At 68.6% G+C, this 25,522-nt stretch carries 25 protein-coding genes and 1 pseudogene; 10 read left to right on the forward strand and 16 right to left on the reverse strand.

What is annotated here, in order from left to right:
• The first annotated feature begins 21 nt into the window (after positions 1–21).
• From ACVCL9_RS08060 to ACVCL9_RS08070, 3 genes are all read left to right on the forward strand, one after another.
• A complete protein-coding gene (locus tag ACVCL9_RS08060) occupies positions 22–1,206 on the forward strand; it encodes a thiolase family protein (RefSeq protein ID WP_395119534.1) in 1,185 nt (394 codons plus the stop codon).
• 157 nt (positions 1,207–1,363) lie between these two features.
• Positions 1,364–1,789, forward strand: coding sequence for a hypothetical protein (locus ACVCL9_RS08065; protein WP_395119535.1), 426 nt, complete (start codon positions 1,364–1,366; stop codon positions 1,787–1,789).
• A gap of 179 nt (positions 1,790–1,968) precedes the next feature.
• On the forward strand, positions 1,969–3,576 hold the full coding sequence (locus ACVCL9_RS08070) for a carboxyl transferase domain-containing protein (protein ID WP_447098490.1): 1,608 nt from the start codon (positions 1,969–1,971) through the stop codon (positions 3,574–3,576).
• 15 nt (positions 3,577–3,591) lie between these two features.
• Here ACVCL9_RS08070 and cgtA read toward each other — a convergent pair whose 3' ends face one another.
• The 4 genes from cgtA to ACVCL9_RS08090 form a co-directional block, all read right to left on the reverse strand.
• Positions 3,592–4,671 carry an Obg family GTPase CgtA gene (gene cgtA / locus ACVCL9_RS08075; RefSeq protein ID WP_447098489.1) on the reverse strand — a complete coding sequence of 360 codons (1,080 nt, stop codon included), beginning with the start codon at positions 4,669–4,671 and terminating at the stop codon, positions 3,592–3,594.
• 179 nt (positions 4,672–4,850) lie between these two features.
• Entirely contained in the window at positions 4,851–5,108 is a 258-nt protein-coding gene (gene rpmA, locus ACVCL9_RS08080; RefSeq protein WP_395119538.1) for a 50S ribosomal protein L27, read from the reverse strand.
• A gap of 19 nt (positions 5,109–5,127) precedes the next feature.
• Positions 5,128–5,442, reverse strand: coding sequence for a 50S ribosomal protein L21 (gene rplU / locus ACVCL9_RS08085; RefSeq protein ID WP_395119539.1), 315 nt, complete (start codon positions 5,440–5,442; stop codon positions 5,128–5,130).
• A gap of 131 nt (positions 5,443–5,573) precedes the next feature.
• Positions 5,574–6,068, reverse strand: a complete 495-nt coding sequence (locus ACVCL9_RS08090; RefSeq protein ID WP_447098488.1) for a DUF2059 domain-containing protein — start codon at positions 6,066–6,068, stop codon at positions 5,574–5,576.
• 151 nt (positions 6,069–6,219) lie between these two features.
• On the opposite strand from ACVCL9_RS08090, the gene uvrA reads away from it, so the two are divergent.
• From uvrA to ACVCL9_RS08105, 3 genes and pseudogenes are all read left to right on the forward strand, one after another.
• Entirely contained in the window at positions 6,220–9,153 is a 2,934-nt protein-coding gene (gene uvrA / locus ACVCL9_RS08095) for an excinuclease ABC subunit UvrA (protein WP_447098487.1), read from the forward strand.
• The gene (locus ACVCL9_RS08100) at positions 9,150–9,596 is read left to right on the forward strand and encodes an acyl-CoA thioesterase (RefSeq protein ID WP_447098486.1); all 447 of its coding nucleotides are present in this window, start codon (positions 9,150–9,152) and stop codon (positions 9,594–9,596) included. The genes uvrA and ACVCL9_RS08100 overlap by 4 nt, the downstream gene beginning before the upstream one ends.
• A 7-nt stretch (positions 9,597–9,603) precedes the next feature.
• A pseudogene (locus ACVCL9_RS08105) lies at positions 9,604–10,161 on the forward strand (helix-turn-helix domain-containing protein); the annotation flags it as partial.
• Here ACVCL9_RS08105 and ACVCL9_RS08110 read toward each other — a convergent pair.
• A complete protein-coding gene (locus tag ACVCL9_RS08110) occupies positions 10,152–10,712 on the reverse strand; it encodes a GNAT family N-acetyltransferase (RefSeq protein ID WP_395119543.1) in 561 nt (186 codons plus the stop codon). The pseudogene ACVCL9_RS08105 and the gene ACVCL9_RS08110 overlap by 10 nt on opposite strands.
• Before the next feature lie 148 nt (positions 10,713–10,860).
• Between ACVCL9_RS08110 and ACVCL9_RS08115 the strand changes: the two genes are divergently transcribed.
• Positions 10,861–12,315, forward strand: a complete 1,455-nt coding sequence (locus tag ACVCL9_RS08115; RefSeq protein ID WP_447098485.1) for a DUF4139 domain-containing protein — start codon at positions 10,861–10,863, stop codon at positions 12,313–12,315.
• A 16-nt stretch (positions 12,316–12,331) separates the two neighbouring features.
• Positions 12,332–13,096: an enoyl-CoA hydratase/isomerase family protein gene (locus ACVCL9_RS08120; protein ID WP_447098484.1), complete on the forward strand. Its 765-nt coding sequence runs from the start codon at positions 12,332–12,334 to the stop codon at positions 13,094–13,096.
• A gap of 64 nt (positions 13,097–13,160) precedes the next feature.
• Here ACVCL9_RS08120 and ACVCL9_RS08125 read toward each other — a convergent pair whose 3' ends face one another.
• The 4 genes from ACVCL9_RS08125 to ACVCL9_RS08140 are packed head-to-tail and all read right to left on the reverse strand — an operon-like array spanning position 13,161 to position 15,587.
• The gene (locus ACVCL9_RS08125; RefSeq protein ID WP_447098483.1) at positions 13,161–14,015 is read right to left on the reverse strand and encodes a sulfurtransferase; all 855 of its coding nucleotides are present in this window, start codon (positions 14,013–14,015) and stop codon (positions 13,161–13,163) included.
• A complete protein-coding gene (locus ACVCL9_RS08130) occupies positions 14,012–14,605 on the reverse strand; it encodes an NUDIX hydrolase (RefSeq protein ID WP_395119547.1) in 594 nt (197 codons plus the stop codon). The genes ACVCL9_RS08125 and ACVCL9_RS08130 overlap by 4 nt, the downstream gene beginning before the upstream one ends.
• Complete coding sequence (locus tag ACVCL9_RS08135; protein ID WP_395119548.1) at positions 14,602–14,790, reverse strand: DUF1289 domain-containing protein; 189 nt, start codon at positions 14,788–14,790, stop codon at positions 14,602–14,604. Before ACVCL9_RS08135 ends, ACVCL9_RS08130 begins: the two co-directional genes overlap by 4 nt.
• 35 nt (positions 14,791–14,825) lie before the next feature.
• A complete protein-coding gene (locus tag ACVCL9_RS08140) occupies positions 14,826–15,587 on the reverse strand; it encodes an FKBP-type peptidyl-prolyl cis-trans isomerase (protein ID WP_447098482.1) in 762 nt (253 codons plus the stop codon).
• A 116-nt stretch (positions 15,588–15,703) separates the two neighbouring features.
• Here ACVCL9_RS08140 and ACVCL9_RS08145 point away from each other — a divergent pair, with 116 nt between their 5' ends.
• On the forward strand, positions 15,704–16,486 hold the full coding sequence (locus ACVCL9_RS08145) for an enoyl-CoA hydratase/isomerase family protein (protein ID WP_447098481.1): 783 nt from the start codon (positions 15,704–15,706) through the stop codon (positions 16,484–16,486).
• Positions 16,487–16,507: 21 nt separating this feature from the next.
• On the opposite strand, the gene ACVCL9_RS08150 is transcribed toward ACVCL9_RS08145, so the two are convergent.
• The 5 genes from ACVCL9_RS08150 to ACVCL9_RS08170 all read right to left on the reverse strand — a co-directional run bounded on the left by ACVCL9_RS08150 (position 16,508) and on the right by ACVCL9_RS08170 (position 23,004).
• Positions 16,508–17,437 carry a DUF1684 domain-containing protein gene (locus ACVCL9_RS08150; protein WP_447098480.1) on the reverse strand — a complete coding sequence of 310 codons (930 nt, stop codon included), beginning with the start codon at positions 17,435–17,437 and terminating at the stop codon, positions 16,508–16,510.
• A gap of 136 nt (positions 17,438–17,573) precedes the next feature.
• Positions 17,574–19,367, reverse strand: a complete 1,794-nt coding sequence (gene mutL, locus ACVCL9_RS08155) for a DNA mismatch repair endonuclease MutL (RefSeq protein WP_447098479.1) — start codon at positions 19,365–19,367, stop codon at positions 17,574–17,576.
• A gap of 35 nt (positions 19,368–19,402) precedes the next feature.
• The gene (locus ACVCL9_RS08160) at positions 19,403–20,863 is read right to left on the reverse strand and encodes an N-acetylmuramoyl-L-alanine amidase (RefSeq protein WP_447098478.1); all 1,461 of its coding nucleotides are present in this window, start codon (positions 20,861–20,863) and stop codon (positions 19,403–19,405) included.
• A 180-nt stretch (positions 20,864–21,043) separates the two neighbouring features.
• Positions 21,044–21,505, reverse strand: coding sequence for a tRNA (adenosine(37)-N6)-threonylcarbamoyltransferase complex ATPase subunit type 1 TsaE (gene tsaE, locus ACVCL9_RS08165; RefSeq protein WP_447098477.1), 462 nt, complete (start codon positions 21,503–21,505; stop codon positions 21,044–21,046).
• 8 nt (positions 21,506–21,513) lie between these two features.
• Positions 21,514–23,004 carry an NAD(P)H-hydrate dehydratase gene (locus ACVCL9_RS08170; protein WP_447098476.1) on the reverse strand — a complete coding sequence of 497 codons (1,491 nt, stop codon included), beginning with the start codon at positions 23,002–23,004 and terminating at the stop codon, positions 21,514–21,516.
• A 41-nt stretch (positions 23,005–23,045) separates the two neighbouring features.
• Here ACVCL9_RS08170 and queG point away from each other — a divergent pair, with 41 nt between their 5' ends.
• A complete protein-coding gene (gene queG / locus ACVCL9_RS08175; protein WP_447098475.1) occupies positions 23,046–24,128 on the forward strand; it encodes a tRNA epoxyqueuosine(34) reductase QueG in 1,083 nt (360 codons plus the stop codon).
• 51 nt (positions 24,129–24,179) lie between these two features.
• Here the strand turns inward: queG and panD are convergent, their stop codons facing one another.
• On the reverse strand, positions 24,180–24,572 hold the full coding sequence (panD, locus tag ACVCL9_RS08180) for an aspartate 1-decarboxylase (RefSeq protein ID WP_136258177.1): 393 nt from the start codon (positions 24,570–24,572) through the stop codon (positions 24,180–24,182).
• A gap of 97 nt (positions 24,573–24,669) precedes the next feature.
• A complete protein-coding gene (panC, locus tag ACVCL9_RS08185) occupies positions 24,670–25,515 on the reverse strand; it encodes a pantoate--beta-alanine ligase (protein WP_447098474.1) in 846 nt (281 codons plus the stop codon).
• Positions 25,516–25,522: the final 7 nt, after the last annotated feature.

The raw sequence follows: 25,522 nt of genomic DNA on the forward strand, positions 1-25,522 counted from the left end.
GTACCCCAGCGGAGTGTCATCATGTCGGACGTAAGCATCGTCATCACCGGTTCCAGGCGCACCGCCATCGGCTCCTTCCTCGGCCAGTTCACCGGCGTGCCCACCCCGAAGCTCGGCGCCACCGCGATCCGCGCGGCGCTGAAGCAGTCCGGCGTGGCTCCGGCCGAGGTCAGCGAGGTGATCATGGGCTGCGTGCTGCCGGCCAACCTGGGCCAGGCCCCCGCGCGCCAGGCGGCGCTGGCCGCCGATCTGCCGGCCGGCACCGGCTGCACCACGATCAACAAGGTGTGCGGCTCGGGCATGAAGGCGATCATGCTCGGCCACGACCTGATCAAGGCCGGCTCGGCCAGCGTGGTGGTGGCCGGCGGCATGGAGTCGATGACCAATGCACCGCACATGGTGCAGGCGCGTACCGGCATCCGCTACGGCGATGGCCAACTGGTCGACCACATGGCCTGGGACGGCCTGACCAACCCCTACGACGGCAAGTCGATGGGGGTGTTCGCCGAATCCTGCGCCGACAAGTACCACTTCACCCGCGAGGAACAGGACGCCTACGCGATCGAATCGGTCAATCGCGCCAAGGCAGCCCAGGCGAGCGGTGCGTTCGCCGACGAAATCGTCCCGGTCACGGTCAGCGGTCGCAAGGGTGACGTGCTGGTCGACACCGACGAGCAGCCCGGCCGCTCCGACATCGCCAAGGTGCCCACGCTCAAGCCCGCGTTCCGCAAGGAGAACGGCACCGTCACCGCCGCCAGCTCGTCCAGCATCTCCGACGGCGCTGCCGCGGTGGTGCTGATGTCCGCCGACGACGCGGCCAGCCGCGGGTTGAAACCGCTGGCCCGCATCGTGGCCCATGCCACCCATTCGCAGGAGCCGGAATGGTTCACCACCGCGCCGGTCGGTGCGATCCGCAAGGTGCTTGAAAAAGCCGGCTGGAAGGTCGAGGACGTCGACCTGTGGGAGATCAACGAGGCATTCGCGGTAGTGGCGATGACGCCGATGAAGGAGCTGGGCATTGCGCACGACAAGCTCAACGTCAACGGCGGCGCCTGCGCGCTCGGCCACCCGATCGGCGCCAGCGGTGCGCGACTGGTGGTGACGTTGATCAACGCCTTGAAAACGCGGGGATTGCGTCGCGGTGTCGCCTCGCTGTGCATCGGCGGCGGCGAGGCGACGGCGATTGCGGTGGAGTGCACCGACTGACACGACAAGGCGCCGTCCATCCCGCCGCCTTCACCTGACGCTTGCGTAAATCGTTTTGCCGGCAAGGCCCGCAGCACCATGAAAGATGTGGCGCAATGCCGGCGAAAGCGCTATTAATACACGGCCAAACGGCATTCCACGGCAAAGGAGATCACCCATGAAGTTTACGCGTACCCTACTCGCCGCCGCGCTCGTCGCGCTGTTGGCGGCATGCAGCAACGGCGCGCAGGATTCCGCGCAGGACGCCCAGAAGTCGGCGGACACGGCGCAGCAGGCGGCAGACCAGGCGCAGCAGGCTGCTTCGGAGGCCCCGAACACGGCCACCGAACAGGCTGCCGGCCAGGCCGCCACCGCCGCTTCCGCTGCGGGCGAGGCGGCCACCCAGGCTGCCGGCGCCGCCAGCGCCGCTTCCGCGATGGCTCCGGCCGCTGCCGGCACCTCGCATGACGCGATGTCGATGGCGAAGGATGCCGCCAGCAACGCGGCCGACGCGGCCAGCAACGCTGCCGACGCCGCCAAGAGCGCTGCCAGCAACGCGAAGGACGCCGCCGAGAAAGCCAAGGACGCCGCGAAGGGTCACTGATCCCCAGCTGGCTCTCGGCAACAGAAAAAACGGTCGCCTCGTGCGGCCGTTTTTTTTGCCCTTGATAACCAAGCCGCCTTGCCCTGCGCCGGCCACCTTCCGTTTTGGGGGGCACGCCGCCGCCGGTTATGATCCAGAGTTTGGCAACCCGCCGTTTCCCGCTTCCCGTGAATCCCTCCATGAATGTTTTCGCGACCCAGATCGACCCCCGCTCACCCGAGTTCCAGGGCAGCACGACCCAGTTGCGCGCCATGGTCGACGACCTGCACCGCGAACTGGCGCGCAACGCCGAGGGCGGCGGCGCGAAGGCACGCGAGAGGCACGTCGCCCGCGGCAAGCTGCTGCCACGCGAGCGCATCCGCGCCCTGCTTGATCCCGGTTCGCCCTTCCTCGAACTGTCGCCGCTGGCCGCACACGGCATGTACGACGACGCCGCGCCCGGCGCAGGCATCGTCACCGGCATCGGCCGCGTGCACGGCGCCGAGGTGGTGGTGGTCGCCAATGACGCCACCGTCAAGGGCGGCACCTATTTCCCGATGACGGTGAAGAAGCACCTGCGCGCGCAGGAAGTGGCTCTGGAAAACCGCCTGCCCTGCATCTACCTGGTCGACTCCGGCGGTGCGTTCCTGCTGCTGCAGGACGAGGTGTTCCCGGACAAGGAGCACTTCGGGCGGATCTTCTACAACCAGGCGCGGATGTCCTCGCTCAACATCCCGCAGATCGCGGTGGTGATGGGCTCATGCACCGCCGGCGGCGCCTACGTGCCGGCAATGAGCGACGAGACGATCATCGTGCGCGAGCAGGGCACCATCTTCCTCGGCGGCCCGCCGCTGGTGAAGGCGGCCACCGGCGAGGTGGTGGACGCCGAGACGCTGGGTGGCGCGGACGTCCATACGTCCATTTCCGGCGTGGCCGACCACTTTGCCGAGAACGACGCGCACGCGCTGTCGATCGCACGCGACATCGTGGCCCACCTCAACCGGAAGAAGGACATGCCGCTGGCGCTGCGCGCGCCGGTCGAGCCGAAATACCCGGCCGAGGAACTGTACGGCGTGATCCCGCAGGACACCCGCCGCCCGTTCGACATCCGCGAAGTGATCGCGCGCATCGTCGACGGCTCGGAGTTCCACGAGTTCAAGGCGCGCTACGGCAAGACCCTGGTGTGCGGCTTCGCGCACATCCACGGCTACCCGGTGGGCATCGTCGCCAACAACGGCATCCTGTTCGCCGAAAGCGCGCTCAAGGGCGCGCACTTCATCGAGCTGTGCAACCAGCGCAACGTGCCGCTGGTGTTTTTGCAGAACATCACCGGCTTCATGGTCGGCAAGAAATACGAGCAGGCCGGCATCGCCAAGGACGGCGCCAAGATGGTCACCGCGGTCGCCTGCTCGCACGTGCCGAAATTCACCGTGGTGATCGGCGGCAGCTTCGGCGCCGGCAACTATGCGATGTGCGGTCGGGCCTATGGCGCCCGCTTCCTGTGGATGTGGCCGAACGCGCGGATCAGCGTGATGGGCGGCGAGCAGGCCGCGAGCGTGCTGGCCACGGTCAAGCGCGACGGCATCGAGGCCAAGGGCGGCGAGTGGTCGGCCGAGGAGGAGGAAGCGTTCAAGGCACCGTTGCGCGAGCAGTACGAACGCCAAGGCCACCCGTATTACGCCAGCGCGCGGCTGTGGGACGACGGCATCATCGACCCGGCCGATACCCGGCGGGTGCTGGGACTGGCGATCTCCGCCTCGATGAATGCCCCGATCGAGCCGCAGCGCTATGGCGTGTTCCGCATGTAGCCAGGTGGACCGCCCTCAATCGCCGGCTTTTTCGCCGCGCAGGCGCACGTCGTCGGCAAGCATCTCGGTGCGTTCGGCTTCGGCTTCGCGTTGCGACTCGAAGAAGCGCTGCACCTGCTGGCACACTGCCATGGTGTTTTCACGCGCGATCGCCGAGACCAGGAACCACGGTTGGGTCCAGCCCAGTTTGTCGACGATGCCTTGCGCCACGGCTTGGCGTTCGCCCTCCGGCAGCACGTCGGCCTTGTTGAGCACCAGCCAGCGCGGGCGCTCGAGCAACTCCGGATTGAACTTCTGCAACTCCTGCTCGATCGCGCGGACCTGATCGGCCACGTCGGTGCCGTCGATCGGCGCGATGTCGACGATGTGCAGCAGCAGGCTGGTGCGCGCCACGTGGCGCAGGAACTGGATGCCCAGCCCCGCCCCCTCGGAAGCGCCCTCGATCAGGCCGGGGATGTCGGCGATCACGAAACTCTGGTCGGTACCCAGGCTGACCACGCCAAGATTCGGGTGCAAGGTGGTGAACGGATAGTCTGCCACCCGCGGGGTCGCCGCCGACACCGCGCGGATGAAGGTGGATTTGCCCGCATTGGGGAACCCCAGCAGGCCCACGTCGGCCAGCAGGCGCAGTTCGAGTTTCAGCTCGCGCACCTCGCCCGGCGTCCCTGGCGTGGCCTTGCGCGGGGCGCGGTTCACCGAACTCTTGAAATGGATGTTGCCCAGCCCGCCCTTGCCGCCTTGCGCCACCAGCATGCGCTGGCCGTGGGCGGTCAGGTCGCCGATCACCTCGTCGGTGTCGACGTTGGTGACCATGGTGCCTACCGGCACGCGGATCGTGGTGTCCTCGCCGCCCTTGCCGTACATCTGGCTGCCCATGCCGTTCTCGCCGCGCTGCGCCTTGAAGCTGCGCTGGTGGCGAAAGTCGATCAGGGTGTTCAGGCCCTCGTCGGCCACCAGCCACACCGACCCGCCCGAGCCGCCGTCGCCGCCGTCGGGGCCGCCGAACGGAATGAACTTCTCCCGCCGGAAACTGATGCAGCCATTGCCACCGTCACCGGCCAGGACCTTGATTTGCGCTTCGTCGACGAATTTCATTGTTGAGGGCCGGGAATAGGGAATGGGGAATCGGGAATCGGGAATAGGAAAAGCTGGCGCTCTGGGTAGGGTACGGGAGTTGCAGAAACCTCGCTCTTGCCATTCCCTATTCCCTATTCCCTGCTCCAAAAACAAAAACCCCGCCGAAGCGGGGCCTTCGTTGCCGCGTCGCGAAGAGCTTACGCCTGCACGACGTCGACGAAACGGCGGTTCTTGTCGCCGCGGACAGCGAACTGGACCTTGCCGTCGACCAGCGCGAACAGCGTATGGTCGCGACCCAGGCCGACGCCATTGCCCGGATGGAACTGGGTGCCGCGCTGGCGCACGATGATGTTGCCGGCTTCGATGGCCTGGCCACCGTAGACCTTGACGCCGAGGTATTTCGGGTTCGAATCGCGACCGTTGCGGCTGGAACCTACGCCTTTTTTATGTGCCATGACTCAATGCTCCAGGTGCTCAGGCGTTGATGCCCGTGATCTCGATTTCGGTGAAATGCTGCCGATGGCCCTGCTGACGCTTGTAGTGCTTGCGGCGGCGGAACTTGATGATGCGGATCTTGTCGGCACGGCCGTGCTTGCGCACGGTGGCGCTGACGGTGGCGCCCTCGACGACCGGCGCACCGATGGTGACCGACTCGCCGGTGCCGACCAGCAACACCTGGTCGAAGCTCACGCTGGCGCCTTCATCGGCAGTCAACAGCTCCACGCGCAGCACGTCACCCTGCTGCACACGGTACTGCTTGCCACCGGTCTTGATGACTGCATAACTCATGGGAATGCCCTTCTGTCGTTATTCTCTTGGGTATCGCCAGGGCCCTGCGGGTCTGGCGAACCGCGGATTATAGCGATGGCAACACGGCCTGGTCAAATAGTGAGCAGACCCTCGAAACGCCCGCCCGGCGCTCAGTGGGCCACGGCCGGCGACGGCGCGGTGCCGCTGGCGGCGGGGCTGGCCGGGCAGCGGCCGGTGGCGTCCAGCGTACCCTTCTGCTGCAACTCCCGGATCATCTGTTCGCCGCGCTCGTGCCCCCATTGCTGGCCGACCTTCATGCCCTCGGCCATCGTCTGCGGCATCTGGGTGATCACCTTCTGGCCCAGCGCGGACTTGTAGAACTTCAGCAGGCCGGCCACATCGGCGGCGGTGAAGTGCTGCTGGTAGACCGGAACCATCCTGTCCAGCAGCTGCTCGGTGCCGGCCGCGTCGATGAAGCCCTGCCAGTAGGACGCCGGCACGCAGGGCACGGCCTGGCCCATCACGCCGGCCATCTGCGTGTTCATCTGGCTGAACATCTGGCTCAGGTGCATCACCTCGAACAGCTGGCGTACCTGCCTGGCGCTGGGTTGCGCCGCCATCGCCGCGCCGCTCGCGCCCCATGCCAACACGGCCGCAGCCGCCATTCCTGCCCATCGGTGCATGCCGGTTCCCGGTCGAGTGGAACCGCCATTTAGCCACAGCCGCCGCGTCGGGGGAAAGCACGGCGCGGCTCCTGTCGAGTGAACTATCCAAACTACTTGGTATAGTAATGAGTCCCCCCCATATACGGCGTCCATGGACACCATTCGCATCCGCGGCGCACGCACGCACAACCTCAAGAACATCGACCTCGACCTGCCGCGCGACCAGTTGATCGTGATTACCGGCCTGTCCGGCTCGGGCAAATCCTCGCTGGCGTTCGACACCATCTATGCCGAAGGCCAGCGCCGCTACGTGGAGTCGCTCTCCGCGTACGCACGACAGTTCCTGTCGATGATGGAAAAGCCCGACGTCGACCACATCGAAGGCCTGTCGCCGGCGATCTCGATCGAGCAGAAATCCACCTCGCACAACCCGCGCTCCACCGTGGGCACGATCACCGAGGTGTACGACTACCTGCGCCTGCTGTACGCCCGCGTGGGCACGCCGCGCTGCCCCGACCACGGCATCCCGCTGGAGGCGCAGACGGTAAGCCAGATGGTCGACGCCACGCTCGCGCTCGACCCCGGGCAGCGCTACATGCTGCTGGCGCCGGTGGTGCGCGAGCGCAAGGGCGAGCATGTGCAGGTGTTCGAGCAGCTGCGCGCACAGGGTTTCGTGCGCGCCCGCGTCGACGGCGCGGTGTACGACCTCGATGCGGTACCGCCGCTGGGGCTGCGCATCAAGCACACCATCGAGGTGGTGGTGGATCGCTTCCGCCCGCGCGAGGACATCAAGCAGCGCCTGGCCGAATCGTTCGAGACCGCGCTGCGGCTCGGCGACGGGCTGGTAATCCTGGCCAACATGGATGCAACCGACGCCCCCGAGCAGCTGCTGTCCTCGCGCTATTCCTGCCCGGTCTGCGACTACTCGCTGCCGGAACTGGAGCCGCGGCTGTTCTCGTTCAACTCGCCGATCGGCGCCTGCCCGGCCTGCGACGGCCTGGGCGTGACCCAGGTGTTCGACGCCGCGCGCGTGGTCGGCCACCCGGAGCTGTCGCTGGCCAACGGCGCGGTGCGCGGCTGGGACCGGCGCAACGCACACTATTTCCAGCTGCTCATGTCGCTGGCCGCGCACTACGGCTTCGACGTCGACGCGCCGTGGCAGAAGCTTCCCGCGGACGTCCAGAAGGCCATTCTCTACGGCAGCGGCAAGGAACAGATTGCCTTCCGCTACATCACCGAGCGCGGCGGCAAGGTCACCCGCGAGCACGCGTTCGAGGGCATCGTGCCGAACCTGGAACGACGCTACAAGGAAACCGAATCCGCCGCCGTGCGCGAGGAGCTGGCCAAGTACATCAGCGACCAGCCCTGCCCCGAGTGCGCCGGCCAGCGGCTGAACCGCTCGGCGCGCAACGTGTTCGTCGCCGACCACGCGCTGCCCTCGCTCACCGCGCGCTCGATCGATGATGCGCTGGCGTTCTTCCAGGAGTTGAAGCTCAGCGGCTGGCGCGGCGAGATCGCGGTGAAGATCGTCAAGGAGATCCGCGAGCGGCTGACCTTCCTCAACGACGTGGGCCTGAACTACCTCACGCTCGATCGCCAGGCCGATTCGCTCTCCGGCGGCGAGGCGCAACGCATCCGCCTCGCCTCGCAGATCGGCGCCGGCCTGGTCGGCGTGATGTACGTGCTGGACGAACCGTCGATCGGCCTGCACCAGCGCGACAACGAGCGCCTGCTCGGCACGCTCACGCGCCTGCGCGACCTCGGCAACACGGTGATCGTGGTCGAGCACGACGAGGACGCGATCCGCATGGCCGACCACGTGCTCGACATCGGCCCCGGCGCCGGCGTGCACGGCGGCGAGATCGTGGCGCAGGGCACGGTGCAGGACATGCTCGACTCGCCGCGCTCGGTGACCGGCCAGTTCCTCTCCGGCGTGCGCGCGATCGAGGTGCCGAAGGAACGCCGCCGGCCTGTCGACGACGCGTGGCTGCACCTGAACGGCGCCAGCGGCAACAACCTCAAGCAGGTCGACCTGGCGATCCCGGCCGGCCTGTTCACCTGCATCACCGGCGTGTCGGGTTCGGGCAAGTCGACCCTGGTCAACGACACCCTGTTCCGCCTCGCCGCGATCGAGCTCAACGGCGCCAGCGCGCAGCCGGCGCCGTTCAAGTCGGTGACCGGACTGGAACTGTTCGACAAGGTGGTCGACATCGACCAGTCGCCGATCGGCCGCACGCCACGTTCCAACCCCGCCACCTACACCGGCTTGTTCACCCCGCTGCGCGACATGTTTTCGCAGGTACCGGAGGCGCGCTCGCGCGGCTACACGCCAGGCCGCTTCAGCTTCAACGTGCGCGGCGGCCGCTGCGAGGCGTGCGAAGGCGACGGCATGATCAAGGTGGAGATGCACTTCCTGCCCGACGTCTACGTGCCCTGCGACGTCTGCCACGGCAAGCGCTACAACCGCGAGACGCTGGAGATCCTGTACAAGGGCCACACCATCGCCGACGTGCTCGACATGACGGTGGAAGACGCGCTGAAGCTGTTCGAGAACGTGCCGACCATCGCGCGCAAGCTCGACACCCTGCGTGCGGTCGGCCTCGACTACATCAAGCTCGGCCAGAGCGCGACCACGCTGTCCGGCGGCGAGGCGCAGCGTGTGAAGCTGTCCAAGGAGTTGAGCAAGCGCGACACCGGCAACACCCTGTACATCCTCGACGAGCCCACCACCGGATTGCACTTCCACGACATCGAGCAGCTGCTCGACGTGCTGCACCAGCTGGTCGACCAGGGCAACACCGTGGTGGTGATCGAGCACAACCTGGATGTGATCAAGACCGCCGACTGGGTGGTCGACCTCGGCCCCGAAGGCGGCGCCGGCGGCGGTCGCATCCTGGTCGCCGGCACGCCGGAGACCGTGGCGGCCACAACCGGGTCGCACACCGGCCACTTCCTCGCACCGCACCTGAAACCGGTCAAGCCGAAAAAGCCGGGTACCACCACGCGGGTCAAGGCCGCCACCAAACACATTGCCTCGGCCGACAAGTACAAGCCGATGCGCGGACGAAAGAAAAAGCCCACATGAGTACTCGCACCCCCAACCCGTCGCCAGCCGACACGGACACCGGCGCGGGCAAGCCGCTGTTCGTCGCCGCCATCGGCGTGCGCTGGCGCGATCTCGACGCGTTCAATCACGTCAACAATTCCAACTACCTCACCTACCTGGAAGAGGCGCGTCTGCAATGGCTCAGCCATGTGCCGGGCCCGTGGTTCGACGAGCACGCCATGCCGGTGATGGCCGCCAGCCAGGTCAACTACCGCCGCCCGATCGCGTGGCCCGCGCAGTTGCAGGTGCAGCTGTTCTGCGAGCGCATGGGCAACAGCTCGATGACGATCGCGCACCGGGTGATCGACGCCGAACGGGCCGACACCCTTTACTGCGACGGCAACGTGGTGATGGTCTGGATGGACCCGGCCACCGGCAAGCCGGTGCCGCTGCCAGAGGCGATCCGCCGCGCGGTGGAGTAAACGGTCCGTGCATGCCGCCGCCCGCACCTTCTTCACGGTCAGCGCAACCGGCGCCCATCGGATCGAAACGATCGCCGGCGCGCGCCATGCCTGGCGCTTCCGGCTGCATTTTCATGCCGGCGACGAAGTCGTGCGGATGTTGGCGGGACGGGCACGACTGCGCTTCCCCGATACCTGCAGAGACGTGGTCGCCGGCGATACCGTCGTGGTGCCGGCGGGTGTGATCCACCGCTTCGAACCGGTGGATGGCGGTGGCTGGTCCTTTGTCTCGCGCTTCGAGCAGCCCGCCGCGAACAGCGACGAGGGCCGCGAAGCGCTCGTCGCGCGGGTCGCGGCCTTGCTGGCCGAACGACCTTCGCTGCACACCGACGTGGAGATGATCGCGCGCACGTGCGCGATTTCCGCCGGCCACCTGTCGCGCACGTTCCGCCGCCAGGCCGGCACCAGCCTGCACAACTTCCACGTCCTGCTGGCCTTGCACAAGGCCAAGGCCCTCTTGCGGAACCAGGTGCCGATCATCGACGCGGCGCTCGACGCAGGCTTCTGCGACCAGGCTCATCTCAACCGCGAATTCGCGCGGACATTCGGCATGACTCCCGCCGCATTCCGAGCGGCCTGGGCCACTTGCGGATCGATGTCCAGGGCCATGTACAAGGTTCCGGGCAGCGGGTTGTCGTAATACGGCGCCACCGGATGAAAACCCAGCGCGACATAAAGCTGCCGCGCCGCCGCCATCGACGCCAGCGTATCCAGCAGCATGCACGCATAGCCGGCTCGCGCGGCCCACGCGATCGCCGCTTCGGCCAGTTGCCGCCCCAGCGCCTGCCCGCGCGCCGCCGGGCGCACGTAGAGGCGCTTGATCTCGCACACGCCAGGCTGCGGCCATGGGCGCAAGGCCACGCAACCCGGCGTGGCTCCCGCACTGTCGCGCGCGAGCAGGATCACGCCGCCTGGTGGCGCGTACTTGCCGGGCAGTTGCGCCAGTTCCGTGGCCACATTCTGAAAGGAAAGATCGACGCCGAGGCTGTCGACATATTCCGTGAACAGTTGGCGCACGCTCCCGATGTCCTCCGGCAGGCGGGCGGGCGCGATGGTGACGGTCGGGGAGGCGGGCATGCTCGGTCACTCGCGGGAAAGCTCCCGACACGATAGGGAATCCGGACCGCCGGTTCTTGAACGGTTCTGATCGCACGCGCACCCCGCCGACGCGCGCTGCACGCGTGATCGTTATGATGGCCGTTCGGTCCCCACCATGGAATGCACCATGACGACAGCCCGCCACCTCCTCGCCTTCGCCTGTTTCACCGCCCTGGCCGGCACTGCCAACGCGCAGACGGCCGACAGCACGGCACTGAGCTTGTACCGCAGCGACAACCCCTCCCTGTATGCCAGCCAGGGCGGCGACGTCGACGCGGGCTACGCGGTAGTGCGCGAACAGCGCGCGCTGACCCTGGCCGCGGGCACCCACGACGTGACCATCGGCAACTTGCCGAATGCGCTGGACGCCGAGGCGATGGCGCTGGCCTTTCCCGACAACGATGCCACGGTGATCTCGCAGCGGCTGTTGCTGGCGCAAGGCAACGACGGCGCGTTGTCCGGTCTGGTCGGACAGGAGGTCAACGTGCTGGGCAGCAACGGCGAATCGCTGGCCAACGGCACGTTGCTGCGTGCCGGCAACGGCCTGCTGGTCCGCGGCGTCAGCGGCGTCAGCGGCACCACGCTGGTGCGCGATTACGCGGCGGTGCGCAGCAACGGCGGCAGCTTCCCGCTTGGCTCCAGCCTCAGCCTGCGCGTGGACGTCGCGCGCGCCGGCCGGGCGCGCGCCGTGCTCAGCTATCCCACCGCCGGCCTGGGTTGGCGCGCTGCGTATGTGGCGACGCTGCAGCCGGGCAATGCCTGTCGCATGCAGTTCGAATCGCGCGCCAGCATCGCCAACCGCAGCGGGCGCGACTGGCAAGACGCCCAGCTCACCCTGATCGCCGGCGAGCCGAACATGGCCAGGGATTCCGGCCCGCGCCCGATGATGGCGATGGCGCGCGGCTACAGCGCCAAGGCCGAGGCGATGCCGCAGCAGGACAGCCTGGGCGATTACCGCAGCTTCACCCTGCCCGACAAGGTGAGCCTGCCCGACGGCAGCGTCAGCCAGGTGCCGCTGTATGCCACGCGCACGATGGATTGCGAGCGCACCACCTTGCTGGAGAACGGCAATGCCTTCGAGCCGCAGCAGCCTGTCATCCAGCGCGACTTCCAGCAAGGCGTCGGCGCCATCGTCAGCACGCTGCAACTGAAGGCCTTCGACAGCCTGCCCGCCGGTTACCTGCGCGTGCTCCAACACGACCGCCACGGCGTGCCGCAGTTCATCGGTGAAGGCCGCATCAACGACACGCCCAAGGGCAGCGACGCCACGATCACCCTGGGCACGCCGTTCGACCTGCGTGCCGAACGCACGCGCACCAGCTTCCACGTCGACAAGGACGGCCGCACCCTCGACGAGGCCTTCCGCATCGAGCTCAGCAATGCCGGCGACAGCGCGCGTACCGTGACGGTACGCGAGCATCCCTCGCGCTGGCGCGAGTGGAAGCTGGTCTCCTCCAGCAGCAAGCCCGCGCAGCAGGACGCCGACACGCTCGAGTTCCGGGTAGAAGTGCCCGCCAACGGCAAGGCCACGCTGAGCTATGCCGTGCGCTACAGCTGGACCGCCGACCAACAGCCGCAGTAACCGAACGGAGTCGATCATGCTCAACCTCATCACGCACGACCATGCCATCCGTGAAATCCAGCTCGCCCGCCCGCCGGTCAACGCGCTGAACCTGGAACTGCTGCAGGCGCTGCGCAAGGCGATCGACGACAGCGTGCGCGACGACGTGCCCGGCATCGTGCTGTCCGGCGCGCCCGGCCTGTTCTCCGCCGGCGTCGACGTGCCCGCCCTGCTGCAGCGCGACCGCGCCGGGGTTCGCGAATACTGGCGGGAATTTTTCGCCCTGTGCGGCGCGCTGGCGCGCGCACCGATCCCGCTGGTCGCGGCGATCACCGGTCACAGTCCGGCCGGCGGCGCGGTGCTGGCGCTGTTCTGCGACTACCGGGTGATGGCCGACGGCCCGTACCGGATCGGCCTCAACGAGGTGCAGGTCGGCCTGATCGTGCCCGAGGCGATCCAGCTGGCGCTGCGTCGCGTGGTCGGCACCTACCGCGCCGAGCGCCTGCTGGTGGCCGGCGCCATGATCGAATCGGCCGACGCGCTGGCTTGCGGCTTCGTCGACGAAACCACCGCCGTCGAACAGGTCACCACCCGCGCGCTGCGCTGGCTGGACGAACTGCTGGCGCTGCCGAAGCACGCCATGCTCACCACCCGCCGCCTGGCCCGCGCCGATCTCGCCAACGCCTACGCCGACCTGGACGCGTTGCCGCTGGACGACTTCGTCGAAGCGTTCTTCCACCCGGAGACGCAGGCCACCTTGCAGGCGCTGGTGGCGCGGCTGAAGAGCAAGAGCGAGAAGTGAGTAAAGAGGAGTGAGGAGTGAGGTCGAGCATCCGCTTCCACTCTCTTTGCTCACTCCTCTCCGCTCACGCCTCGCCTGTTGCCACTGGTCGCGACGGGTCGCTGACCCAGCCGCTCCACGATGGCGCGTACAGCCGCGAGCCGTGCAGGCCGGCGTGTTCCATCGCCAGCAGGTTGTGGCAGGCGGTGACCCCGGAGCCGCACATGTGCACCACCTGCGAGGGTTCGGTGGCACCGAGCACGGCGGTGAACTCGGCACGCAACTGCACCGCCGGCTTGAAGTGGCCATTGGCATCGAGGTTGTCGGCGAACGGGCGGTTCAGCGCGCCGGGAACGTGGCCGGCGGCGCGGTCCAGCGGCTCGGTATCCCCGCGGTAGCGCGGCGCGCCGCGCGCGTCCAGCAGTTGGCCCGAGGCGCCATCGGCGACGGCCCGGTGATCGAGCAGCAGCTGGCTGGCGTCGTAGCGCAGCGAAACATCGCTGGACGGTCGCGGCGCGGGCTCGCCGCGTTCGACGGGCTTCCCCGCCGCCGTCCAGGCGGCCCAGCCGCCATCCAGCACCGCGGCGGGAATGCCCGTCAGGCGCAGCAGCCACCAAAGCCGCGCGGCCGCCAGCGCGCCGCCGGCGGCGTCATAGGCCACCACCTGCATGCCGTCGCGCCAGCCCCAGCGCGACAGCAATGCGCTGAACGCCGCCTCCAGCGGCAGCGGGTGGCGGCCCAGACCTTCGGCCTGGCGCGACAGGTCGGACAGGTCGCGATCGAGACTGGCGTAGATTGCGCCGGGCACATGGCCCTGCGCGTAATCACGCGCGCCGCCAGCGGGGTTGGAAAGCTCGAAGCGGCAATCCACGATCAGTACGTCGCGTGGCGTCAGCGCGGCCAACGCGTCGACGTCGATCAGGGTAGTTTTCAGGCTCATGTGCGGTCCATCCTCTCCAGCAGGTTGCAAAGCATCGCGGCGGTGGCGCCCCAGATGCGGTGTCCGGCGTGGACGAATTCCACCATCGGCCGCTGCTGCCCACGGAACTCCATCGTGTAGCGACGCAGGTTGGCCGGGTCGAACAGGAACGTCAGCGGCACCTCGAACACCTCGGCCACTTCATCGGGCGACGGATACAGGCGGGCCTCGGCCGCGATGCTCGCCACCACCGGCGTGACGCTGTAGCCGCTGATCGTCTCGAAGCGATCGAGGAAACCCAGCGGCTTCACCAGCGCGCGACTCAGGCCGATCTCCTCCTCGCTCTCGCGCAGCGCGGTATCCACGGCATCGGCATCCCGCGGCTCGCTGCGCCCGCCCGGAAACGCCACCTGGCCGGCATGTGCCGGCAGGCGCGCGTCGCGCACGGTAAACACCAGCCGCGGCTGCACGCCTTCGCGGATGCCGAGCAGCACGGCGGCCGGCAGGCGCGCCTGGTCGCCGAGCCATTCGTTCACCTCGGCGTGGTTCCAGGCCGGACCTTCGGGCGGCGCGGACAAGGGCCGCAGCGCCTGCACCAGGGTATCCATCATGGCCGGCGACCGGGCAGCAGCACGTCCATCACGTGGCGGCGTTCGGGATCGCTCATCGCGCGCCAGCGGCCGATTTCCTCGCCGCTGCGGCGGCAGCCGATGCAGTAGCCGTGGCTGTCCAGTCGGCACACGCCGGTACAGGGAGTCAGGGGCGGAACTGGCTGCGGCGCGGGATCGTTCGGCATGTCGGCGCATGTTAGCACCGGCCGGATTCAGCCCCTCAGCCCCGCGGCGGCTTGATCTCGATCAGTTCGATCACGAACTGCAGCGCCTCGTTGGGCCCGATGCGCGGCAGCGCGCCCTCCTCGCCGTATGCGAGCCGCGAGGGGATCACCACCTTCCAGCGATCGCCCACGCGCATGCGCGGGAGCACGTCGCGCCAACCGGGAATGACCTGGTCGACCGCGATCGTCGCTGGCGCGCCATGCGCCCAGGTGCTGTCGAACTCGGTACCGTCCACCAGCATGCCGCGGTAGTTCACCACCACCGTGCTGGTCAGGCTCGGGTGCACCGTGCCGCTACCCTGGTGCACCACCGCGTACTGGATGCCGGAAGGCAGCTGCACCACGCCCGGCTTCTTGCGGTTTTCCGCCATGAACGCCGCGCTCTTGCTCGCGTTCGCCGCAGCGATGCGCTTGAACTCGGCCAGGGCGTCGCTGTGCATCTGTTGCTGCAGGCGTTGCAATTGCGCCTGCATCTCGCCAATCGGCACGCGCGGCTGGTGACGCGCGTAGGCGTCCGCGATCGCGCGCTGCAGGGTGGACAGATCCACCTCGGGCGAGCCGCCGGCGAAGCGGCTGCCGATCTGGTAGCCGATCGCATAGGACAACTTGACCTTGTCGGGTTTCGCCGTGCTGGCGGCTTGCGCGGGCGCGCCAGCCTGTGCCGCATGCGCCGGCAGCATGCCACCCGGCAACACGCCGATCAGCAGCCACGCCGCCAGATGTGTCACGCCTTTCGCCATCGAATCCATGCCCGCCATGGTGAGGTATCGCGGCCCCGCACGCGTGCCGCTGATGCATACGCGAGTTGAGAACCCCGCCATCGGCAAAGGTTCCCGCTGCTACCATCGGCGGCCTGCACTCACAGGAACCGGCCATGGCCTATCGCAATCTGGAACTCGACAACCGCGGTGCGGTGCGCACGATCGTAGTGAACCGCCCCGACAAGCTCAATGCGCTGGATCGGCAGACGCTCAACGAGCTGACGCTGGCCTTTGCCCAGGCCGCGCAGGACGACGCCGTGCGCGTGGTGGTGCTCGCCGGCGCCGGCGAAAAGGCGTTCGTGGCCGGCGCCGACATCAGCGAGATGAGCGGCTGCAGCAGCGTGCAGGCGCAGGCGTTCTCGCGCGCCGGGCAGCGCCTGATGAGCAGCATCGAACGGCTGGGCAAACCGGTGATCGCGCGCGTGCAGGGTTTCGCGCTGGGCGGCGGCATGGAGCTGGCGATGGCCTGTCACCTGCGCGTGGCCAGCGAAAAGGCGAAGTTCGGCCAGCCGGAAATCAACCTCGGCCTGATCCCCGGCTTCGGCGGCACCCAGCGCCTGCTGCGCCTGGCCGGGCGCAGCGCCGCGCTGGAACTGTGCCTCACCGGCACCCCGGTCAACGCGCAACGCGCGTACGAACTGGGCATCATCAACCGCGTGGTGGCACCCGAGGCGCTGGACGAAACCGTGGAAGCGCTGGTCGACCAGCTCGCCGCCGCCGCGCCGCTGGCCGCCGCCGGCATCCTCGATGCCGTGCTGCAAGGTGGCGAGACGTCGCTCGACCAGGGGCTGGAATTCGAGACGCAGGGTTTCGCGCTGATGTTCTCCACCGAGGACATGCGCGAGGGGACGCGCGCGTTCCTGGAGAAGCGCAAGGCCGCGTTCAAGGGGCAATGAGCCCCCCGACAAAGTTACGGGTCAGTGCCCGCCGCGGTATTTCTTTTCGCCGGCGGTGATGGCGACGTCCAGCCGGTTCTCCGGTGGCGCCAGCGGACAAGTCGCGAACGAGGTGAACGCGCAGGGCGGGTTGTAGGCCTTGTTGAAATCCAGCACCACCTTGCCCGGATGGTCGAGACCGCCGGCAGGCAGCGCGGCGTAGAGGAAACGCGCGGCGCCGTAGGTTTCCTTGCCGGAGGTGCGATCGGCCAGCACGAAGAACAGCTCGCCGCCCGGTTCCTCCTGGTACGGCAACAGCTCGAAGGTGTGGCCGTCGCGCTGGAACACCGCCTTGCCGGGCACCTTGACCGTGTCGATGGTGCCGATCACCGAGCCCATCGCCAGGTCGTGCGGTGGCGTGAACGGGACCCAGTCGGCCTCGATGCGCCAGGCGTCGTCGATCGGGAAATAGTCGATGCCGAGAAAATGCCGGCGCGACTCGGCGTCCTCGTCCTTCACCCGCAATGCCTTGCGGCCATCGCGCTCGATCACGTAGAAGCTGGCCTTGCCGAAACGCACGGTGGTGGGATCGGCATCGGCGGCGGCGTGCATGTCGTCGACCAGCGCGGCTTCGGTCACGGCCTTGCCGTCGACGGTGGCGCCGCTGGCCGGGTCGAGCGCCAGGTGCAAGCCGCCATCCGGCGCCAGCGTCACCGTACCCAGGTGCGCGGGACCGGCCTTCAGCACGATGTCGTTGTCGGCGGCGCAGCCCACGCGGTTGGCGCCCTCGTTCAACCATTCCAGCCCGATCAGGCTGAGCCATCCCGTCGGCGCGGTGAGCCGCGCCACGCGGGCGGCGCGCCATTGCTCGATCTGCTGCGTGTAGGTGGCGCTGGGTGACGGGACATCGGCGGCAGACACGGTGGCAACTCCGGAAAGCATGGCAAGGACGAAGGCGGCGGTACGCAACATGGGGACGATCCCGCATCGGTGAAAGCATCGAGTATGCGCAGCAGCGCGCGCCGTCGGCAAGCCGCCGTCCGAAACGGCCCCGAGCCCCGGCGTGACGCGCAGCGCCCTTGCTCCCGCGAATCCCCAACCCCGGCTCTCACCGCCCCCGCATGAACAACTTGTCCAACTCGCCCAAAGACAACTGCGCCCACGTTGGCCGCCCGTGATTGCACTGGCCGGAGCGCTCGGTCTCTTCCATCTCGCGCAGCAGCGCGTTCATTTCCGGCAGGGTCAGGCGGCGCCCCGCGCGCACCGAGCCGTGGCAGGCCATGGTGGAAAGCAGTTCGTTCTCCAGCTCCTGCAGGCGGCGCGAGCTGCCGTGCTGGGCCAGTTCGGCCAGCACGTCGCGGGCCAGTTGCGCCACGTCGGCCCCGTCGAGCAGCGCGGGGATGCGCCGCACCACGACGCCCGACGGGCCGCTGCGCGAAAGCTCCAGGCCCCACTCGGCCAGCGCGTCGGCATGTTCCTCGGCGGCGGCGGCCTCCCTTGCGCTCACCGCGATGCCGAGCGGCACCAGCAGCAACTGCGAACGCAGGTTGCTGCACACGCGACCGGCCTTGAGCTTCTCGTAAGTGATCCGCTCGTGCGCCGCATGCATGTCCACCAGCACCAGCCCGGCAGCGTTCTCGGCGAGGATGTAGATGTTCTTCAGCTGGGCAATCGCGAAACCCAGCGGCGGCGCCTCGCCGGGTTCGGGCTCGGGCATCGGCACCGCGTTGGCGGCGGTGCCAAGCAGCGCGGCGTAATCGGCCAGCGGCTCGTCGCGCACGCCCAGCGACAGCCGGCTCTGGCTCGCGCTGGCCGGCCATGCCGCCGGCATCGGCATCGGTGCGGCTGCGGCCATGCGCAGGCCGCCCTCGGCCTCGTGCGCGGGCGACGCCACCTGCCCCGCGCGCGTCTGCGCCAGTGCCTCGTGCAGGGTGCGGAACAGGAAATCGTGCACCAGCCGCTGCTCGCGGAAACGCACCTCGTGCTTGGCCGGGTGCACGTTCACGTCGACCCCGGCCGGGTCGAGTTCGAGGTACAGCACGAAGGCGGCGTGGCGACCGTGGAACAGCACGTCGGCATACGCCTGGCGCACGGCGTGGGCGACGATGCGATCACGCACCAGGCGCCCGTTGACGTAGAAATACTGCGCATCGGCCTGCGCCCGCGACGCGGTCGGCAAGCCGACCCAGCCGGACAACTGCAAGCCGGCGGCGGCGTGCTCGACGCGCAGGCTGCGTTGCGGGAATTCCGCGCCGAGCACTTCGGCCACGCGCTGCAGCGCGGCCTGTTCGTCGCGCGCCGCCTTCCACACGCGCACCGGCTTGCCGTTGTGGCTGAGTCGAAACTCCACCGAACTGCGCGCCAGCGACAGCGACTTCAGCAGATCGTCGATGTGCGCGAATTCGGTGCGCTCGGCGCGCATGAATTTCTTGCGCGCCGGCACGTTGTAGAACAGGTCGCGCACCTCCACGCTGGTGCCCGGTGGGTGCTGCGCCGGGCGTGCGGCCTGCAACCGGCCGCCATCGACCTCGATACGGAAGGCGGCCTCCTGGCCGGCGGTGCGCGAGACCAGCGCGAAGCGCGACACCGACGACACCGAGGCCAGCGCCTCGCCGCGAAAACCCATGCTGGCGACGTGTTCGAGATCGTCGAAGCTGCCGATCTTGCTGGTGGCATGCGAGGCCACCGCCAGCGGCAGGTCGTCCAGCGCGATGCCGCCGCCGTCGTCGCGAACGCGGATCAACCGCGCACCGCCAGCCTCGATGTCCACCTCGATGCGCGTGGCGCCGGCGTCGAGGCTGTTCTCGACCAGTTCCTTGACCACCGAGGACGGCCGCTCGATGACCTCGCCGGCGGCGATCTGATTGATGAGTTCGGGAGGAAGCGCACGGATGTTGGCCATCCGCGGACTTTAGCAGCCTGCCGTCGGAAGACGGATCAGCCGGACGGGATCGTCAGCACCGCGCCGGCCTGCACGATGTTGCTGCGGATCTGGTTGGCGGTCTTGAGCGCGCCCACGCTGATTCCGTATTGCTGCGCGATGCCGCTGAGGCTTTCGCCGCGTGCGACCTTGTGCGTATCCGCGGCGCCACCCGTCGCCTTGACGGCGCTGCCGGCGGACGTGTCGACGGTTGCCACGCGCACACCGCGGCGCCTGGCCGCCTGCGCGGCGAACCAGGTGCCCGGCGGCGGCGTCGATTCGAAATAGTTCCTGACGCCGGACATCACCGCGTTGGCCAGCAGCTTCTGGTGCGACGGGTCGCGCAGCTTGCGCTCTTCGGCCGGGTTGCTGATGAAGGCCGTCTCCACCAGGATCGAAGGCACGTCGGGCGAACGCAGCACCACGAAGTTGGCGCGCTCGACATGGCCACGATGGGTCGGGCCGAGCTTGGCCAGCGCGCGCAACACATTGCCGGCCACCTCGTCGCTGGCCTGGATCGCCCAGCCCTGCTGCAGGTCCAGCAACACCTTGGCGAGGCCGTCGTCCTTGTCGTCCAGGCTGATGCCGCCGATCAGGTCGGCGCGGTTCTGCCCGTCGGCGAGCCAGCGCGCAGCCATGCTGGTCTTGCCGCGCGGCGACAGCACCCACACCGACGAGCCGCGGGCGTCGTCGCTGGTGAAGGAGTCGGCATGGATCGACACGAACAGGTCGGCGTTGTGCTCGCGGGCGATTTCGTAGCGGCGCTTGAGCGGGATGAAGGTATCACCATCGCGAGTCAGCACCGCCTTCATGCCGGGCTGCCGGTTGATCTCGGCAGCGAGGTCGCGCGCCACCGCCAGGGTGACGTTCTTCTCCAGCGTGCCGGCCGGACCGTGGGCGCCCTGGTCCTTGCCGCCATGGCCGGCGTCGATCGCCACCACCACGGCGCGCTGTCCGTTGAGCATCGCCGCAGCCTGCTCGGCGGCGACCCGGCGGCTGCGCGTGGGGTTGCTGTAGTTGACGGTCGGGACCGGCGCGCTGGCAGCGGGCGCCTCGGCGACCGGCGGCTTGGCGCTCGGCGCGCTGCCCGGGTACAGATCCAGCACCAGCCGGTAATTTTCGCCGGCGGTGGGCTTGAGCACGAAACTCTTGAGCGTGCTGGCGGGATCGACCGTGGCGATCAGTTGCAGGTCGTCGCCGCGACGCGCATGGCTGATGCCACGAAACAAGCCTTGTGCCGCCGGCGCGGAGAAGCCGCCCGCAGCCTGACTGTCGCGCAGGTCCACCACGATCCGGCCGTCCTTCTGCGCGATCGTGTAGTGCAGCGGACCGTCCGCATCGAGCACCACGCGGGTGTACTGCGGACCTGCCCAGACGCGGGCGTCCTTGACCTGGGCGGCTTGCGCCGCGCACGGCAAAAACGCCGCCAGCATCACCGCGACGCCCCAACCGGCCAGCTTGTTCAGATAACCCCGCATGGGCCGCATTGAAACGCAGTCGCCATCTGAATGCAAGCGGGTTTTCCTTTTAATATCCGCCACCTGCAGTGCATTCATCAGGGGATATCAAGTTATCGGCCGCAAGTGCCACATTTCGAACAGCTCCCTGCCCGATTCGGCGACCGGAGAAAACCCAAGCAGAAATAGTCACTTGGAGTGTCAGGACAGGCGCGAGAGCAACTCGTCGCCACGCACGGTATCGGCACGCAGGACGGCCTGGCGACCGGTCCCGGCGTAATCGAGATGAACGTGGAGATCCGCCGCCGGCAAGGCGCCGGCACCGCGTTCGGGCCACTCCACCAGCACCAGCGCAGCCGGGTCGGCCAGCGTGTCCAGGCCCAGCCACTCCAGCTCGGCGGGGTCGGCAATGCGGTACAGGTCGAGATGCCAGGCCGGTCGCTGCGCGGTCGCATAGCCCTCGACCAGGCTGTAGGTCGGGCTCTTGACCCGCTCGCCCACGCCCAGCGCCAGCAGCAGGGCCCGGGCGAAACTGGTCTTGCCGGCGCCGAGCGGGCCATGCAGGTAGACCACCAGGCCGTGATCCAGCAGGCCGACCACGCGTTGCGCCAGTGCGGCGGTCGCGGCCTCGTCCGGCAAGCTGCGGGAAAGCTCGTTGGACATGGTCCCGTTCATTCGTCGGTTTCACAGGGAACGGCATTGCCGAGCCGCCGCAGCGGCAGCAGCAGGTCACTGGCCAGCAAGCCGCGCTCGCCCTCGCATGCGGCGAGGTCGCCGGCCCGCGCATGCAGGCCGACGCCGAGGCGTGCCGCCTGCCAGGCGTCGCAGCCTTGCGCGAGCATCGCCGCGACGATGCCGGTGAGCAGGTCGCCCATGCCGCCGGATGCCATGCCGGGGTTGCCCCACGGACAGACGTCCAGACGTCCATTCGGATCGGCCACCAGGCTGCCGGCGCCCTTCAGCACCACGACGGCATCGAAGCGCGCGGCCAGCTCGCGCGCGGCCGCGAAACGGTCACGCTCGACCGCCTCCACGGAACGGCCGAGCAATCGCGCCGCCTCGCCCGGATGCGGTGTCAGCACGGTCGGCGCGGTGAATCGCCGAGGCTCCTTCGCCAGCAGGTTGAGGCCGTCGGCGTCGAGCACCAGCGGCTTGCGGGCATCCAGCGCGGTCAGCCACAGCGCATGCGACCACGCGGACTGGCCGAGCCCCGGGCCGAGCGCCAGCGTGTCGGCACGCTCCAGCAGCGGCCGCAGCGCCTGCGGGCCGTCCACGCCGTGGGCCATCAATTCCGGTCGCGCGGCGTTGAGCGCGCCCACGTGTTCGGCATGCGTGGCGACGCTGACCAGGCCGGCACCGGCGCGCAGTGCCGCCGCGCCGGCCAGGTGCACGGCGCCGGCCATGCCCTGCCCGCCACCGATCACCAGCACATGGCCATAATTGCCCTTGTTGGCATAGCGACGGCGCGGCGGCAGGCTCGCGGCAACAAGCAGATGCGCGTCCGGCGCCACCTGCGCAAACGCACTGGCCGGCACGCCCAGCGTCGCCAGCTCCAGCACGCCCGTGCAGTCGGCCGCGCGACCGGTGTGCAGGCCGCGCTTGTCGGCGATGAAAGTGACCGTGAGATCCGCGCGGATCGCGGCACCGGGGCACTGCCCGCTGTCGGCGTCCAGCCCGGACGGCACGTCGAGCGCCAGGACGGGGATGCCGCTGCCGTTGATGCGTTCGATCAGCGCCGCGGCAGCCGGCTCGGGCGCGCGGTTCAAGCCGATGCCGTACAGCGCATCCACCTGCACGTCGGGCTCCGGCAATTCGTGCAGTGCGTCGACGGCATGCACTGCACCGCCGGCGTCCACCCACGCGGCACGCGCCGATGCGGCATCGCCGCGCGACGTGTCGGCCAGCGCCACCATGTCGACCTGCAGGCCCGCTTCGCGCGCCAGCACGCCAAGCAGGAAGCCATCGCCGCCGTTGTTGCCCGGGCCGCAATGCACGCGAAGCCTGCGCGCCTGCGGCCAGCGCCGGTGCAGGCTGCGCAGGGCGTCGCTGGCGGCACGGCGCATCAACTCGCTGCCGGAGATGCCCAGTGCATCCAGCGCGGCGCGATCGATCCGCCGCATGTCGTCGACGGTGTACAGGTCGCGGGGCGAAGGTTCGGACATGCGGCGAATTATAGGGGTGCGACTAGACTATGCGGATGTCCGTGTCGTCCGCTTCCGCCTCACCCGATTACGCCGCGCTCGCCCGCGACATCAAGCGCTGGGCGCGCGAACTGGGGTTTGCCGAGACCGGCATCAGCGGTGTCGACCTCGCCGAGGATGAGCGGCATCTGCAGCACTGGCTCGATGCCGGCCGGCACGGCGAGATGGAGTACATGGCCAGACACGGCAGCAAGCGCACCCGCCCGGCTGAACTGGAACCGGGCACGCAACGCGTCATCTCGGTGCGCATGGATTACGCCCCACCCGGCACCGCCAACGCCTGGGACGTGCTCGGCGACGGCGAAGCCGGCTACGTCTCGCGTTACGCGCTGGGCCGCGACTATCACAAGCTGATGCGCAACCGCCTGCAGAAATTGGCCGAGCGCATCCGCGCCGCGGTGGGCGAGTTCGGCCATCGCGCCTATGTCGATTCCGCGCCGGTGATGGAAAAAGCGCTGGCGCGCAACTCGGGGCTGGGCTGGATCGGCAAGCACACCGTGCTGATCAACCGTCATGCCGGCTCGTACTTCTTCCTCGGCGAGCTGTACACCGACCTGCCGCTACCGGTGGATGAACCGGCCAGCGCGCACTGCGGCACCTGCACGCGCTGCATCGAGGTGTGCCCGACCCAGGCAATCACCGGGCCGTACCAGCTCGACGCCAAACGCTGCATTTCGTATCTCACGATCGAGCTCAAGGGCAGCATTCCCGAAGAGCTGCGCGCGCCGATGGGCAACCGCATCTTCGGTTGCGACGACTGCCAGCTGGTATGCCCCTGGAACAAGTTCGCGCAGGTCGCCACCGAGGCGGATTTCGCGCCGCGGCACAGCCTGGACGGCGCGAAGCTGGTCGAGCTGTTCGGCTGGAGCGAGGAGGAGTTTCTCAAACGTACCGAAGGCATGGCGATCCGCCGCACCGGCTACGAAGGCTGGCTGCGCAATATCGCCGTGGCGCTGGGCAACGCGCCTCCCGGCGACTCGGTCGACGCCGCCCTCGCCAGCCGCGCCGACGATGCCTCGCCGCTGGTGCGCGAACACGTCGCCTGGGCGCTGGCGCAGCAAGCGGCCAAACGGCGCGCCGGCTGAATCCCGCGGTCAAGCCGGCGACGGCGCCGCCGGCAAGCCCGGGCCCGACCGTCAGGCAGCGGCCATCTGCTTGGGGATCGAGCGGTTGGTGTGGCTGATGTGGTTCCCTTCACCGGCGGCGATGTACACGCAGGTGGGCTGGAATTTCTCCAGCTCCGCCTCGTTCAGCTGGGCGAAGGCGGCAATGATGACGATGTCGCCGGGCTTGGCCCGATGCGCGGCACTGCCGTTCACCGAGATGATCCCCGAGCCTTCCTCGGCGCGCAGCGCGTAGGTGACGAAGCGCTTGCCGTTGTTGACGTTCCACGCGTGGATCTGCTCGTACTCGCGGATGCCCGACGCATCCAGCAGCAAGCCGTCGATCGCGATCGAGCCTTCGTAGTGCAGCTCGGCGTGCGTCACCGTGGCGCGGTGGATCTTGGCCTTGAGCATGTTCAGGTGCATGACGTTGTTCCCGCGGTGCTCCGCAAAGTCGGCGATTATCGAACCGATGGCGCTGCGCTGCAACATCAACGGCCCGCCCACGATATGTGCGGGCGGCTCAGTCCAACAGCAAGTTGTCGATCAGCCGGGTGCCGCCCAGCCGCGCGGCGATCAGCGCCACCAGCCCGTCACGCTGGCCATCGTCCGGCTCGGCGAGATCCCCGGCCCGGCGGATCGCCGCGTAGTCGGGCACGAAGCCGGCGCGGGTCAGCTGGGCTTCGGCCACCTGCTCCACGGCGCGCCAGGCGTGGCCCTGGCCCAGCAATTCGCGCATTTTCAGCAAGGTGTCGTGTATCAGCGGCGCCCGCGCACGCTCCTGCGCCGAAAGGTACTGGTTGCGCGAACTCAGCGCCAACCCGTCGTCGTCGCGCACGATGGGCGCGGCGATCACCTTCACTGGCAGCGACAGGTCGCGCACCATGCGCTCGATCACCTTGAGCTGCTGGAAATCCTTCTGCCCGAACACGGCCAGGTCCGGATTGACCAGGTTGAACAGCTTGCACACCACGGTGGCCACACCGTCGAAGTGGCCGGGCCGGTGTGCCCCTTCCAGCACGGCGGTGACCTGCGGCACGCGCAGGTTCACGCTGAGCGCGGCGCCGTAGGGATAGATCGTGGCGACCTCGGGTGCAAACAGCAGGTCGCAACCTTCATCGGCCAGCGCCGCCTGGTCGTGCACCAGGGTGCGCGGGTAGCGCTCGAAATCCTCGCCGGGGCCGAACTGGGTCGGATTGACGAACACGCTCGCCACCACCCGATCGGCACGCGCCCGCGCCAGCCGCACCAGCGACTGGTGGCCGGCGTGCAGATTGCCCATGGTCGGCACGAAGCCGACCGTCTGGCCCTTGCTGCGCCAGCCGCGAACCGCGGCGCGCAACGCCGGCGCATCCTGAACCGTTTGCATGGTGGAA

The organism is Rhodanobacter sp. UC4438_H5 (genome assembly GCF_052978405.1).

What these genes read in the sequence shown, in the direction of transcription:
- ACVCL9_RS08060 (WP_395119534.1), top strand. Translation starts at nt 22, where the DNA reads ATGTCGGACGTAAGCATCGTCATCACCGGTTCCAGGCGCACCGCCATC.
- ACVCL9_RS08065 (WP_395119535.1), top strand. Translation starts at nt 1,364, where the DNA reads ATGAAGTTTACGCGTACCCTACTCGCCGCCGCGCTCGTCGCGCTGTTG.
- ACVCL9_RS08070 (WP_447098490.1), top strand. Translation starts at nt 1,969, where the DNA reads ATGAATGTTTTCGCGACCCAGATCGACCCCCGCTCACCCGAGTTCCAG.
- cgtA (WP_447098489.1), bottom strand. Translation starts at nt 4,671, where the DNA reads ATGAAATTCGTCGACGAAGCGCAAATCAAGGTCCTGGCCGGTGACGGT.
- rpmA (WP_395119538.1), bottom strand. Translation starts at nt 5,108, where the DNA reads ATGGCACATAAAAAAGGCGTAGGTTCCAGCCGCAACGGTCGCGATTCG.
- rplU (WP_395119539.1), bottom strand. Translation starts at nt 5,442, where the DNA reads ATGAGTTATGCAGTCATCAAGACCGGTGGCAAGCAGTACCGTGTGCAG.
- ACVCL9_RS08090 (WP_447098488.1), bottom strand. Translation starts at nt 6,068, where the DNA reads ATGGCGGCTGCGGCCGTGTTGGCATGGGGCGCGAGCGGCGCGGCGATG.
- uvrA (WP_447098487.1), top strand. Translation starts at nt 6,220, where the DNA reads ATGGACACCATTCGCATCCGCGGCGCACGCACGCACAACCTCAAGAAC.
- ACVCL9_RS08100 (WP_447098486.1), top strand. Translation starts at nt 9,150, where the DNA reads ATGAGTACTCGCACCCCCAACCCGTCGCCAGCCGACACGGACACCGGC.
- ACVCL9_RS08110 (WP_395119543.1), bottom strand. Translation starts at nt 10,712, where the DNA reads ATGCCCGCCTCCCCGACCGTCACCATCGCGCCCGCCCGCCTGCCGGAG.
- ACVCL9_RS08115 (WP_447098485.1), top strand. Translation starts at nt 10,861, where the DNA reads ATGACGACAGCCCGCCACCTCCTCGCCTTCGCCTGTTTCACCGCCCTG.
- ACVCL9_RS08120 (WP_447098484.1), top strand. Translation starts at nt 12,332, where the DNA reads ATGCTCAACCTCATCACGCACGACCATGCCATCCGTGAAATCCAGCTC.
- ACVCL9_RS08125 (WP_447098483.1), bottom strand. Translation starts at nt 14,015, where the DNA reads ATGAGCCTGAAAACTACCCTGATCGACGTCGACGCGTTGGCCGCGCTG.
- ACVCL9_RS08130 (WP_395119547.1), bottom strand. Translation starts at nt 14,605, where the DNA reads ATGATGGATACCCTGGTGCAGGCGCTGCGGCCCTTGTCCGCGCCGCCC.
- ACVCL9_RS08135 (WP_395119548.1), bottom strand. Translation starts at nt 14,790, where the DNA reads ATGCCGAACGATCCCGCGCCGCAGCCAGTTCCGCCCCTGACTCCCTGT.
- ACVCL9_RS08140 (WP_447098482.1), bottom strand. Translation starts at nt 15,587, where the DNA reads ATGGCGGGCATGGATTCGATGGCGAAAGGCGTGACACATCTGGCGGCG.
- ACVCL9_RS08145 (WP_447098481.1), top strand. Translation starts at nt 15,704, where the DNA reads ATGGCCTATCGCAATCTGGAACTCGACAACCGCGGTGCGGTGCGCACG.
- ACVCL9_RS08150 (WP_447098480.1), bottom strand. Translation starts at nt 17,437, where the DNA reads ATGTTGCGTACCGCCGCCTTCGTCCTTGCCATGCTTTCCGGAGTTGCC.
- mutL (WP_447098479.1), bottom strand. Translation starts at nt 19,367, where the DNA reads ATGGCCAACATCCGTGCGCTTCCTCCCGAACTCATCAATCAGATCGCC.
- ACVCL9_RS08160 (WP_447098478.1), bottom strand. Translation starts at nt 20,863, where the DNA reads ATGCGGGGTTATCTGAACAAGCTGGCCGGTTGGGGCGTCGCGGTGATG.
- tsaE (WP_447098477.1), bottom strand. Translation starts at nt 21,505, where the DNA reads ATGTCCAACGAGCTTTCCCGCAGCTTGCCGGACGAGGCCGCGACCGCC.
- ACVCL9_RS08170 (WP_447098476.1), bottom strand. Translation starts at nt 23,004, where the DNA reads ATGTCCGAACCTTCGCCCCGCGACCTGTACACCGTCGACGACATGCGG.
- panD (WP_136258177.1), bottom strand. Translation starts at nt 24,572, where the DNA reads ATGCACCTGAACATGCTCAAGGCCAAGATCCACCGCGCCACGGTGACG.
- panC (WP_447098474.1), bottom strand. Translation starts at nt 25,515, where the DNA reads ATGCAAACGGTTCAGGATGCGCCGGCGTTGCGCGCCGCGGTTCGCGGC.